7 protein-coding genes are annotated in these 12572 nt (G+C 40.1%); all 7 read right to left on the bottom strand.

The features are described 5' to 3' along the window. Window positions 1–4: 4 nt before the first annotated feature. The 7 genes from R2Q70_RS11645 to R2Q70_RS11615 all read right to left on the bottom strand — a co-directional run bounded on the left by R2Q70_RS11645 (window position 5) and on the right by R2Q70_RS11615 (window position 12572). Window positions 5–1132: a glycoside hydrolase family 88 protein gene (locus tag R2Q70_RS11645; protein ID WP_316807748.1), complete on the bottom strand. Its 1128-nt coding sequence runs from the start codon at window positions 1130–1132 to the stop codon at window positions 5–7. Window positions 1133–1174: 42 nt separating this feature from the next. After that, complete coding sequence (locus R2Q70_RS11640; protein WP_316807747.1) at window positions 1175–4081, bottom strand: sugar-binding domain-containing protein; 2907 nt, start codon at window positions 4079–4081, stop codon at window positions 1175–1177. Between the two features lie 155 nt (window positions 4082–4236). Beyond that, the gene (locus R2Q70_RS11635) at window positions 4237–5031 is read right to left on the bottom strand and encodes a rhamnogalacturonan acetylesterase (protein WP_316807746.1); all 795 of its coding nucleotides are present in this window, start codon (window positions 5029–5031) and stop codon (window positions 4237–4239) included. 98 nt (window positions 5032–5129) lie between these two features. Beyond that, on the bottom strand, window positions 5130–5897 hold the full coding sequence (locus R2Q70_RS11630) for a rhamnogalacturonan acetylesterase (RefSeq protein WP_316807745.1): 768 nt from the start codon (window positions 5895–5897) through the stop codon (window positions 5130–5132). A 20-nt stretch (window positions 5898–5917) separates the two neighbouring features. After that, window positions 5918–8254: a glycoside hydrolase family 2 TIM barrel-domain containing protein gene (locus R2Q70_RS11625; RefSeq protein WP_316807744.1), complete on the bottom strand. Its 2337-nt coding sequence runs from the start codon at window positions 8252–8254 to the stop codon at window positions 5918–5920. A gap of 9 nt (window positions 8255–8263) precedes the next feature. Next, the gene (locus R2Q70_RS11620) at window positions 8264–10120 is read right to left on the bottom strand and encodes a rhamnogalacturonan lyase (protein WP_316807743.1); all 1857 of its coding nucleotides are present in this window, start codon (window positions 10118–10120) and stop codon (window positions 8264–8266) included. Between the two features lie 28 nt (window positions 10121–10148). Then, on the bottom strand, window positions 10149–12572 hold the full coding sequence (locus R2Q70_RS11615; protein ID WP_316807742.1) for an MG2 domain-containing protein: 2424 nt from the start codon (window positions 12570–12572) through the stop codon (window positions 10149–10151).

Genomic DNA, 12572 nt, shown 5'->3' with positions numbered 1-12572 from the left:
GTGGCTATTTTTTCAATTTGTATACCTCAGTGCCTGCTAATAAAAAGCAACCTAAGCCATAATCTTCAAAATCGGGCTTACTGGTGTACGTTACCGGCTGCCCATCTTTTGGCTCTTTACCCGTTCCTTGCGTAAAACCTAAAAAGCCATTTTTTTGAACGGATTCTTTTGCCATCCCGTTCCAGGCTTTTATAATGATGGGCAAATATGTTTTTTTATCTAATATGCCTTGATTTACACCCCAGGCCATTCCATAAACAAACAATGCAGTTCCCGATGTTTCTTTTCCACCAAAATGATTGGGATCATGCAAACTTACATTCCAAAAACCATCAGTGCGCTGCAAAGGAACCAAAGCTTTAATCATTTCATGGTAGGTTTTTAAATATTCATCATAACCTGCAGCATCTTTTGGCATGGTTTCTAACACACGCACAAAAGCCGCCACTACCCATCCATTTCCTCTAGACCAATAACAATCTTCACCGTTAGGCTCTTTATATGGCGGAACAAAATCTTTATCTCTCCACCAAAGTCCATCTTTAGCATTGTACAATCCGCCACCCTGAACATTTTTGCTGTGCAAATACATTTTGTACATGTAATCATAATAGCTATTATCATTAAACAGTTTCCCTAATTTGGCAAAAACCGGCATAGCCATTTGCAAGGCATCAATCCAGGTCCAATCATCAACCTTGCCTGATTTTACCATTGCATCCATCGAAGCTTTGATGGCTGTGATCCGCTCTGGTTTTTGATCAATATTGTACAAATCAATATAGGTTTGTCCGCAAGCCTGATTGTCCGCATCACGGGTTTTCACACCATCTCTTAAGCCCCATTTGTGCTTCTCTCCCCACTGAACCGCGTAATCATAATATTCCTTTTCCGGATGAATCTGGTGTAAAGCCATTAATCCTTCGTAATAAACAGCCCTGGTCCAAAGGTTACTTGGTCTTTCCTTATTGGTGATAATCGATTTTCCGGCATCTGGCCACTTATTCATAAAATAAGTATTGGTTAGTTTTAAAGCTTTCAAAACCTCCTTTTTATTTGGAAGTTTTTGAGCGAAAAGCAACTGACTTGATAAGCCAATTAACAAGGCGGAACTGTATATAAATTTCTTCATTGCAATGAATGGTTTGATTCTGTGCTGATATTTCTCGGGTGACTAATTCGTTTTTGGTTTCGGTTTTAATTCATCAGGACTATCTTTCGTAAAAGTGTCGAACTGGATTTTAGATGGACTTTCAAAAATATCTTTAACAGTATTGTATGCCACTTCATATTTTGGATTGAACTGATCAGACATCATATAATTTTGCAAACTAAAATAAAGCTGCTGTGCCGCTGGTGAGTCTTTCAAATCGGGATTTAAATTAGCACTTGATACGATTAATTTTCCTTTGCCCACTTTTGCTTCTAAAACCAAAGCCAGTTTACGATTTAAAAACCAGGTATCAATCGGTTGAATAATGGGTTTAAAGCCTTTTGGAAAATCCTCGAGATTCATCACCTGAGCTTTATTTACAATTTCCCACCATTGCATATCGCTGTGATTCTCGGTTGGGAATTGAGCCAATGCAGGATTTTTTGGATCGCAAAGAATGCCCAAAGTATGCGGTGGGCGCATTTTAAACCATGAGGTATTCCAGAAAACCGGCAAAAATGTTTGTACTACTTCTTTTCCTTTGATCACCTTCCCTGCAGCGTTTAAAAAGACATTTCCGCCTTCATCCAATACTTTTTTAGCCTTTTCATCGAGTTGATCGGTATAATAGAAACTGGCGTTAACTTTTGGAAGTGCTGAAGGATATACCCAGAAATTCCAGTCGTTAGCAAATTCGGTACCTTCGATGGTTACTTCAATATTTAATTTAGTTGCTTTTTGTATGGTGTTCAGATTAAAACTGATATCTCCGATATTAATTCCATTTGCAACCGGCACACGTTGTTGAATGAAATTTCCATTCGCAAACACCGCTCCTGATTCATCTTTTATCGTCCACAAAAATTTGGCGTTAGTTAAAGGTGTTTTACCAAAGTGCGCCACTTCGATGTTAGCCGCAAATGTTTCATTATTGGTGTAAACAAATTTTGGAACCTTTAACAAAGGAACTGTACTGTTAGAAAAACGTTTAAATTCCTTTGCCGTGATGTAACCTTTTTCATCCCAAAAAGCATCTAAAACGCCAACCAAAGCAGTTCCTTGCCCGGGATAATCGTTTAAAGAAAGCAACTGGTAACCGTTATAATTTGGTGTTCTTAAGGCTTTTTCTATTTCATTTTTATAACAAAGCGCCTGAAGTTTTCCTGAAGCCATTAAAAAATCTTTGGCCTGATCGGCCATGTCGTGATCTGCCAGATCTTCCTGAAACATTTCAAAATTTTTAGGTTTGTAAACGCCAGTGTATTTTTTCATTTCCCCGAAATTTGGAAATGCACAATATTGTCCCATTTCGTGTGCGACAAAGGGAACTGTAAACTGTTCAATCTGCTTCGCATAAGTTGAAATGCTTTCGGGTTTTTTACCCCAGTCTAAACCCCTTGCTCCTGCACGCACCATAAATTCGTTATTCGGAATAACGGGCCAACTTCCACCAACAGATGCACCGGTATACAGTCTCCGCGAATCTTTCGCTTTCCAATAATTATTAAATTTGGTTAAATATTCTACTTGCCTGCCGCGTGGCTCGTTACCGTAAGCCATCATGCAAAACGATGCATAATTCCCGTAATTTTTGGTCATGCGATTGGTTTCATCATAAATAAACTGGTCGATGGGTTTTCCATCGCCAATGGATGAACCGTGGTTGGCCCAACTTGGTCCTTCGGGTTGCAAATAAAATCCGGTTAAATCTGCAGCAATAAATGCTGCTTCTGGCGGGCACCAGGAGTGAAAACGAATGTGGTTTAAACCGTGTGCTTTAGAAATTTTGAATATTCGTTCCCAGGCCTGAACGTCCATTGCCGGATAACCCGTTAACGGAAACTCACAGTTATTTACCGTTCCCCGTAAAAAAACCGGCCGGCCATTAATTTCAAAACTTCTGCCCACTGCTTTAAATTCACGCATCCCAAACTGCACCTGTTTGCTATCTTTTTTACCATCTTTAGCAATTAAAGAAGCTGTCAAACGGTATAAAGCAGGGTTAAATTCATCCCAGGTTACTATTTTTGCGCCCATTGGCAAATTGATTTCCAGCTTAGCCTTTCCGTTTTTAATTTGATAAGGAACCGTGATTGGCTTTACATCAACAATATCTTTCGTATTAAAACTTTTTGCCGACAAGGTAATTTTTCCACTGGAAGCAACACCGGTTCCTGCTTTCAGTTCAATTTTTACCGTTGCTGATTTTTTCTTCAAATCAGGATAAACCTGGATATCTTCAAAATATACGGGCGAGCCGGCCTTTAAAAACATCTTACCGACTACGCCATTCCAGTTTCCCTGTGTGTGATCTGTTAAACTATGCGAATCTTGCCCCACGTTGATGGCTTTGATTCTATTATCAATTAGTAAAGTAATGGTATGCTTTCCGGGTTTTAAGTTTGCCGGAAGTTCAAAATTTTGTGCCACCACGAATGTGAATTGTGTGCCAATTTCTACATCATCAATCCAAACCCGGGTTTCAGAATGTGGGTACTCTAAAGATAAAACGACACGTTGGCCCTTCCAATTTGCTGGAATTTCTACATCTTTTTGGTACCAGGCGGCACCCGTATAATGTTTTGCAGGCGTTAACCAAAAAGGGATTTTTAAATTTCCGGGTTTACGGTATTTTTCCAATCGGGGATGATAAAAATAGGAACTGTCGTAAATGCTTCCGGTCCATTTTGTTTTAAGTGTAATATCATCACCTTTCAAATTCTCGGCCATCGAGCCTGGCAAATTGATGGTTTCAGGTAAGGAAGTTGAATACCATCTGGCTTTGACACCTTCATCTGCCGCATCTGTTTTAAATCTCCATTTTCCTTTCAAAGAGATGCTCTGCCCTACAGCAGGGGTGGAAAATAGGACAATGAAACAAATAGCTGTGGCTATCCATTTGGTAAACGATAATACCTTTATCTGCATAATTTTATTCAAATTGAATGCCAAAGCATTCTGTATATCTGGTTAAAGGCACTATAATAGGGTTAAAAATGGTTTTGGGCAACCTGTAGTGTCCTGCAAAAATGCTATTTCCTTTCAAGGAAAGAACTTATAAACCGCGGTTGATAAATAAATCTTTATTTCAAATAGGCTTTTAACTTGTTTTTTTTCAATGACTTTAAGCCTTCAACCACCAAGTTTGCATTTACTTTTGCACCTGCCTCATTGGTATGCGTATGGTCTTTTTCTGTGAAATAGCTTTTAACTTCATCAGCGGTTGATACTGCGTATTTGTCTTTAATTAACTGATTCAATGGAATGAAATCTACCTTTTCTGCCTTGGCAACTTCTTGTGCCCAGCTGGCGTAGCTGTCGTTAACCAAAACTACTTTACCTTCTTTAACAGGATTTCTTGGAATGGAAGAACAGACAATTGCGGTTGCGCCTTTTGCTTTAATATCGTTGATGAACTTACGCATGTACCAACCATAAGTATAAACTATTTCCTGTTTCTTTTTGATGGGATTATAAGTATCCTTGCTTTCCATTCCGATGCCTTTTATGGTTCCACGGGCACGGGCAGTATCATCCAGCGGACTGCTGTCATTATGTCCAAACTGCATCATTACGAAATCACCCTTTTTAACCTTTGCCAAAACTGCATCCCATAAACCATTTGTTTGAAAAGTTCTGCTGCTTGTTCCACCTAAGGCATTATTCTCCACATTGATTTTATCTGTATTAAAAAAGTTTTCAATGAAGCTTCCCCAGCCCCATAATGAACCATCTCCTTTGCCTTTTCCGTTTTTCACGGTAGAATCGCCGATTAAAAATAAGGTTGGTTTCTCCTTTTGCTTCAAAATAATAAAGGATGAAAAGATGGTAAAGGCACCTAATAAGATCAGGCTTAAATATTTTCTGTTTGATTTCATGAATTTATTATTTTTTGGGCTAGATGATATAGATCTTCAAACTGGGCGATGTTATGATCTTCGGACAACAATCTTCATCTCACACAGCCAATTTAACTCTATAATAGATATTTTTTCAGTTTACAGTTTTTCAACTTTTTAATGCCTTCTACAACTGATTGGGCATTTAGTTTCGCTCCTTCTAAATTGGTATGTGTATGGTCGCCGGGGAAAAATGCTTTTACTTTTTCTGGCCCCATGGCATCATACTTATCTCCGGTAATTTTATTTAAATCGACAAAAAAAGACTGTTCCTGCTGTGCCACTTCAGCAGCCCATTTTCCAAAACTTTGATCAGCACGAAGCACTTTACCATCTTTAAACTGATTTCTGGGAATCATGGAAACCACAATTGGCGTTGCGCCTTTTGCCTTGGTATCGCGAACGAATTTGCGAATATACCAGCCATAGGTATGTACGGTTTCCACTTTTCCATCAGGCCAGGTCAGTACTTTTGTTTCTTCTCCGGTTCCCTTCAACACGCCACGTCTGCCTGCTTTTGTGGTATCGGGCTCACTGCCATCGTTATGACCAAACTGCATGGTTACAAAATCGCCTGGCTTTAATGTTTCTAAAACTTTATCCCATCTTCCTTCTGAAAGAAATGTTCTGGTACTTCTTCCGGCCATGGCGTTATTTTCTACATGAATTTTGGTGGTATCAAAAAGTGCGGCGATGGGTGTGCCCCAGCCCCAGGTTTCTTTGTTTGAATTGCGCACCGTAGAATCGCCGATGGTATGAAGTGCCGGTTTTTCGGGTTTAATAAAGGCTGAAGCGATAATAAGTATCGCCGCAGCTGCCCATAGTTTTATTGATGTTGATTTCATTTTGATATTTAACTCAGATTTTATTTGTTGATCACTTCCAGTTTTATTGCTCCACCTTCTAATCCTTCTGCTGATGCTTTTACTTCAATATTTCCAGCTGCATTTCCTTTGATGTTCGCCATAACCACACCATGATAGGCATGTCTTTGTTGTGCTTTATACATTTCATGGCTCGCGATATTTCCATTATCAACTGCATCAATCACGCCTGTACCTGAAATGGTGAACTTAATCAGTTGATCGGCATTAGGGCAAAAATTTCCTTTCTCATCATAAATTTTTGCCGTTACAAAAGCCACATCATCCCAGGTATTTTTGATTTTAGTTTTATCAACTGTTAACACAATTTTAGCGGGTGGCCCAGCAGTTTTCAATTCTTCTGAAGCAACTTCTTTACCTTTATTTCTGCCTACCGCTTTTATCGTTCCCTTTTCAAAAGTAACATCAAATAATCGCGGAGAATCATCAGCAGGTTTGGGTTTGCTGCCGAGTGATTTGCCGTTCAAAAACAGTTCAACCTCATCGCAATTGCTGTAAATGGCAACTTTCGCATCATCATAGGTATCAAAATCAGTCGGTGTCCAGTTGCCAATCCAATCGCCGGCTCCTGCATTATCTTCCTTCCTAACAATATGCACTGTTGGCTTTTCCGACCACCAGCTTTGACGTTGCAAACTTTGCTGTTTCCAGTTACCAATGCGATCAAACAATCCCTGGCCATTGGTAATTTGCGGCCAATCTGCTTCACCCAAATAATCAAAGCCTGTCCATAAAAACTGACCCGCCATGAAAGGGTTATCCCGAAGGGCTAAATATTGCTGAATAACATGTGTATTTTCCGTTCCGATTACCTTTAAATTAGGTTTTTGGTTATGCAAAGCAACCAATTCATTTTCACGGTAATTCTGACCAACAACATCCATTGTTTCGGCAAAGCCATTGGTATAAACTTTTGAATTTGCAGGTCGGAAAAGCGCCATGGTAACTGGCCTGCTCGGATCTAGCTGATGCACTAAATCCTGCTGATCTTTATATTTTTTAAATCCTTCGGGATTATCTAAATTATCGTGAATTTCATTACCTACGCTGTAAATTACAATGGAAGGATGATTGCGGTCCCTCAACACCATATCTCTGGTATCCCGCTCCCACCATTCTTTCCAAAAGCGGTTGTAACCTTTTTCGCCATTATTTTTAGCCGATGTCCAGGTATCAAAAGTTTCATCCATCACCAAAAAGCCCATTTGATCGCATAAATCGAGAAATTCTGGAGCCACTGGATTGTGAGCCGTACGAATGGCATTTACTCCAGCTTCCTGTAGTTTTTTCAAACGAAATTCCCAAACACTTAACGGAACGGCAGCACCTACTGCGCCTCCATCGTGATGTAAACAAGCGCCTTTTAATTTAAAGTTTTTGCCATTTAGCCAAAACCCGGTAGCCGCATCAAACTTAAAAGTCCGGATTCCGAATGAGTTACGCTGATCATCAATAACCTTTCCTCCCATAATCACTTTTGTAAGTGTTTGATATAGGGTTGGCGTTTCCACATTCCAAAGTTTCGGATTACTTAGCTCAATAGACTGATCGAGTTTGATGGATTGATTTGCCGCGATTGATTGTTTAGACTGAACCATTTTAACCACTTTTCCAGTGCCATCCAACACAGAAGTTTCTACCGTAATTTGCGCAGCTTTGGCAGACTCGTTTGAAACTGCGGTTTGCACTTTTACCGTAGCTTTTTGCGCAGAAGCTTCTGGCGTGGTAATGAAAACGCCCCAGTTATCAATATGGATTGGATCGGTAGCCACCAGACGAACATGCCGGTAAATGCCAGCACCTGTATAGTAACGTGATGCAGGCTGAACCGTATTATCGGCCTTTACGGCAATGATGTTGGTTTTGCCTTTCCCGAAATTGAGGTGCTTGCTCAAGTCGTAGTTGAAGCTGATGTATCCGTACGGACGTTTCCCTAAGTGAAAACCATTGATCCAGACGTCGCTGTTTGCCATTACACCATCAAACTCAATTGCGATTTTCTTGCCCGACAAACTTTCATCCAGACTAAAGCTTTTCCGGTACCAACCTATGCCGGAGGGAAGATATCCGCCGCCACGGGCAGTGAGATTCGCTTTATCATAGGCGCCTTCAATGCTCCAATCATGTGGCACATTAAGTTTTCTCCATTTGGAAGCATCATAATCCGTTTTCTCTGCACCATTAGCATCTTCCTGAATAAATGCCCAATCGTGATCAAAATTATTGATGACCCTTACTTGCTTAGCTGTTTGGGCAAACACAGCATATTGCAGGAATAATAAAGCTATAGAAAAGGTTATTTTTAGAGATTTAATCATCAGGTATAATTATTTACGAGGTTCTACAAGTGTGATATTTGGTTTCGGCGCTTTCTTCATTCCATGGCCAAAATAAAAGCCAGTGTGAGGCGGTTGATTGTAGCCCACATTTTGCCAGGCAATACTTAAACGATATTGCGGATCATGCATTAAGGTGTAGTTCCGGTGTTCGGTTGGAATAGTTGTGGTATAAATCCTTAAACTTTGGTTATCATAAGAACGGAGTATAAGTTCTTCACGCCAATCGCCAAAAATATCGGCACTTAAGGCCGGGGTAGATTTTGTCCAGTTATTAGCGATTGCTCCGTTGGCTGTTAAAAGTCTTCCACCATTGTACTTATCGATATGATTTCCATCCAAAAGTTCGCGAGAGAGATCGCCATCCCAATAAATCAAAAAGTTGGTAGAGCGGGGTTGCTCGCCAATTCTGTTGCCTTTGATATCAAACAAACCATTTGAGCCCGACCACCACATTTGCGCACCAACACGGGTATTGTCGATATTATCGGCAACGCCCCTACCCACATCCTCATCATCCGATCCATGCCAAAGAATTTCGCCGGTTTTGGCATCGTAAACTGCAGCACCCGGTCCTTTAGTTCCTTCTTCTATTTCATGAACGCCAAATACTTCCAGCCCTGGCCTTTCCGGATCAAGATCTGAAACGTGTAAAGCATCACCATGCCTCAAACCCGTAGTGTACAAACCTTTGCCATTATCGTCCACACACATCGAACCGAATATGATTTCATCCTTTCCATCGCCATCCACATCAGCTACGCTTAAGTTGTGGTTGCCCATTCCGGAAAAGGGATTTTTTCCTTCTTTTGAATCGAACACCCAACGGGAAGTGAGTTTCCCATTGCGCCAATCCCATGCGGCTAGAACGGTGCGCCCATAATAACCACGGGCCATGACCACACTCGGATGAATGCCATCCAGGTAGGCGATGCAAGCCGTAAAACGATCGACCCTGTTGCCAGAATTGTCGTTTTTACCGTTGCCACCTCGTCCGCCCCAGGCGCCGATGTCTCCGCGTTCAGGAAGGTAGGCTGTAGTCGCTAAAGCTTCTCCGGTTTTTCCGCTAAAAACAGTGAAAAACTCAGGCCCTTCCAGTATTCTTCCATTTTTATTCCGATAGTCTTTTGTCGAATCGCCGATTACTTTTCCTTTACCATCAACGGTTCCATCAGCCGTTTTGCAGGCAAACTCAGCAATTCCATCCCCATCCAAATCATACACCATAAACTGTGTGTAATGCGCACCTTCGCGAATATTCTTACCTAAATTAATTTCCCATAAAAAAGTTCCGTCAATTTTATAAGCCTGAAAAATAGGTGGATCGGTAATGCCGTTTGATGAATTATCCCGGCTTCGACCAGTTTGATGCAGAACAATGTCGTACTCTCCATCACCATCAAGGTCGCCAACAGAAGCATCATTTGGCGTGTAGCCAGCAGGGGTTTTTAGCGGGATATTAAGGTATTGCTGAACCGGAGTTTTAGCTTTAAGTGTAAACGGTTTGCTTGCTTCCTCCTCCTGATTATGTTTGACTACTTTTACAAAATAACTGTTTTCCACTTCGGGATTAATGCCTACATCCTGAAAATTCGTTCCCTTAGTTATTGGATTTTTATTGAGTTTTAACGCGGCTATGTTGCCGGTTTTACGATAAAGATTAAAGGCAATATCATCGGGTTCTGTTCCTAAAATCCTCCAGCTTACAAAAACAGAATCAGCACCCTGCCGAACAGCAACTACTCCCCTTCCCAACTTTTCCATTTGGCGCTGGGCAAAAGCAGGCAATGATGATATAATTATCAGAAGCAGAAAGCTGAAGTTGAAAACAGCTGGTTTATAAGTCATCAATTGTAGGTTTATTGGTGTTTAAATTTTATTGAACCACATAAGTGCTTTTGGCTGAAATTGCCGTTCCTTTTTCGGTAATGCCATCGGTTTTAATTAAAAAAGTACCTTTATTATCGCCGTTATAAAATATAACATTTGTTTCCCCTTTGGTATTTGTTTCTAATTTGGGCGCCCAAAAAATAGTGGTTCTTAAATCTTTATTCTTGGTTGCCGGGTTGCTGTAATTAGGAGAATAAAAATCTCTTGCGGTATAATAACCAGTTAAGTTTAGGTTTAGGAGATGAAGATTTGTTGCCCCAAGTGCATCGTCTTTCAGGTTTAAGCTAATCAAGAAAACATCTTTATTTTCATTGTCAATTAAATGCTGAATCCTCACCTGGGTAATTTTATCCATCGTTAAGCTATAGTAATCTAATCTATCGCCAACCAATTCTTCTCTATTGTTAATCCTGATCCTTGGGCGGATTTTTTTACCGTTAGAGATAAAAGCAATCCCTTCAGAACTTGCGGGGTCTGCATCATCTAAAGGATAAGCGCCCTGTGCTTTAGTGAGTAAAAAGTGTTCTAACCCATTAAATGAATAATCGGCAGATGTGATATTGAAAACCTGCTCCGGATAACCAAAAGTCATCACCGTTTGATCAAAAAGCACCACCTTTTTAGCTTCCTGCTGCAATTTGATGTTGACATCATTTAGTGTAATCGAATCACCGAATTTATAACTGCGATTATAATCTACCCGTTTACTGATTTCTGCATCGATGTTTTTGGCTAAAGTTTGTAAGCCGTTTTTGAAGGTAATTGATAGTGGTTTCGCTATTGAATCAACCTGAAGCCAGCCACCCTTTTTTCCTTTCTCATCCTGTGAAGAAATTTTTATTGACTGATTGCCATACCACTTTAAACCATCAACACTATAAGTTCCGTTCTGGTCTGTTTTAGTGGTGAAGAGTTTATTGCCAGTAAAGCCAGAGCCAAACAATGTAATATTCATATTTGGAAGTGGGTTGCTGCCAACTTTTTCCCTTACAAAACCTTTTATGCTTAATCCAGGTTCGGGCAAGTATTTCACATTAATTGTGGTATCAGCCAATCTTCGCCATAAATAATTTCTCCAACCCTGCGTTAACAAAAGCAAATCCAATTGTTTTAATCGCGATGGGTTTTTAACATCAAAGTATTGGTCAGGATTTTTGATTTCCCCTTTAATTTCAGATTGCAGTAACAGATAGGAAACAATATTATTTCCATCGTCAGGCATCAAACCATCAACAGCTGCTAAAGAAAAACTCGTTTTTACAGGCAAACCAAATATATCTGTTGCTTTTACATTCAGGATTACTTTTTCACGGGCTTTATATACCGCTTTATTAGGCCTGATGCTGTAATTTACCTTTCTCTCTCCCTCAATAAAAGCCAAACGTTCACAGTGCGGTTTTCCTAAATCATCTACCAATGTAATGACCGCTATACCTGAATTAAATCCTTTTTTAGGGATGGAAACAGCAATGGTTGGCTTAATTAAATTTGCCTTTCCTGAATAAATGGTTTCTCCTGCCTGTTTGATGATGATGGATAAGGATTTCCCGTTCATCTCTTTGAACATTGGATCATTGGCACTTATCGCGGCTTTTATATTCAGTGAATCGCTGGTTATATGGAGTGCAAAACCTTTTTTTAAGATTTGCGGCAACACTGCAGAAAACTTTTCCTTCCCGTAAAAACCCGTTACTTTATAGGTTTCGTTTGCTTTAGGTATAAAGGTAAATAGCCCTAAACCCGCCTCAGTGCTCTGGAAACTCGTTACCGTATCGCCTCTGCTGGAAATAACAGTGCCCGATGCTTTTAATCCAATGCCCAAATCGTCATTTGTTTTAAAAGCCACCAAACTGTTTATGCCTTCTACCAATGCGCCACCTTCTGGGAAAAAAGCAATTGTTTTTTGCTGCCTGCTTTCGGCGATACCTGCAGCTTTTTTATCTGCATTCCTGGTAGCGTAGGTGGCATTTTCTTTCAAATTATTAGTGATGTAAATGCTTTTCTGAAACACAAATTCATTCGCAAAATTTCTCATCCAATTGGTGTAAGCACGAATGTTATACCACCCTGTCGGGATAGAATCCATTAATTTAAAATCTCCATGACCTAAACCTTTGTTCAATAGAATGGTTTTTTTATCCAGAATCTTCGAATCTGCAGAAATTAGCTCTACATATAAATTTGCACTGCTCGAAGTAAGGCTTGTACTTTTTCCGTTTACCAGATAGGCACTAAACCAAACATCTTCACCAGCACTGTAATAGCTTCTGTCTGTTTGAAGGTAAACTTTTTCGAAAAAAAGTTTCATTGTTTTAGCATCTGCTGCAGTACTTAATGACTGCTGTTGCGCATAACTGAATTGCGAACAAATGCTAATTGTGATAAAAAAAAGTGCGCTTTTGATATTCAT

The sequence above is a fragment of the Pedobacter agri genome (assembly GCF_032678665.1).
GTDB lineage: Bacteria > Bacteroidota > Bacteroidia > Sphingobacteriales > Sphingobacteriaceae > Pedobacter > Pedobacter agri_A.
The sequence above is the reverse complement of the archived record's forward strand: the minus strand, read 5'-3'. Positions and strand labels throughout refer to the sequence as shown.

Excerpts from the sequence above, each read along its gene's own strand:
- R2Q70_RS11640 (WP_316807747.1), bottom strand. The coding sequence starts at position 4,081 with ATGCAGATAAAGGTATTATCGTTTACCAAATGGATAGCCACAGCTATT.
- R2Q70_RS11615 (WP_316807742.1), bottom strand. The coding sequence starts at position 12,572 with ATGAATATCAAAAGCGCACTTTTTTTTATCACAATTAGCATTTGTTCG.
- R2Q70_RS11645 (WP_316807748.1), bottom strand. The coding sequence starts at position 1,132 with ATGAAGAAATTTATATACAGTTCCGCCTTGTTAATTGGCTTATCAAGT.
- R2Q70_RS11630 (WP_316807745.1), bottom strand. The coding sequence starts at position 5,897 with ATGAAATCAACATCAATAAAACTATGGGCAGCTGCGGCGATACTTATT.
- R2Q70_RS11620 (WP_316807743.1), bottom strand. The coding sequence starts at position 10,120 with ATGACTTATAAACCAGCTGTTTTCAACTTCAGCTTTCTGCTTCTGATA.
- R2Q70_RS11625 (WP_316807744.1), bottom strand. The coding sequence starts at position 8,254 with ATGATTAAATCTCTAAAAATAACCTTTTCTATAGCTTTATTATTCCTG.
- R2Q70_RS11635 (WP_316807746.1), bottom strand. The coding sequence starts at position 5,031 with ATGAAATCAAACAGAAAATATTTAAGCCTGATCTTATTAGGTGCCTTT.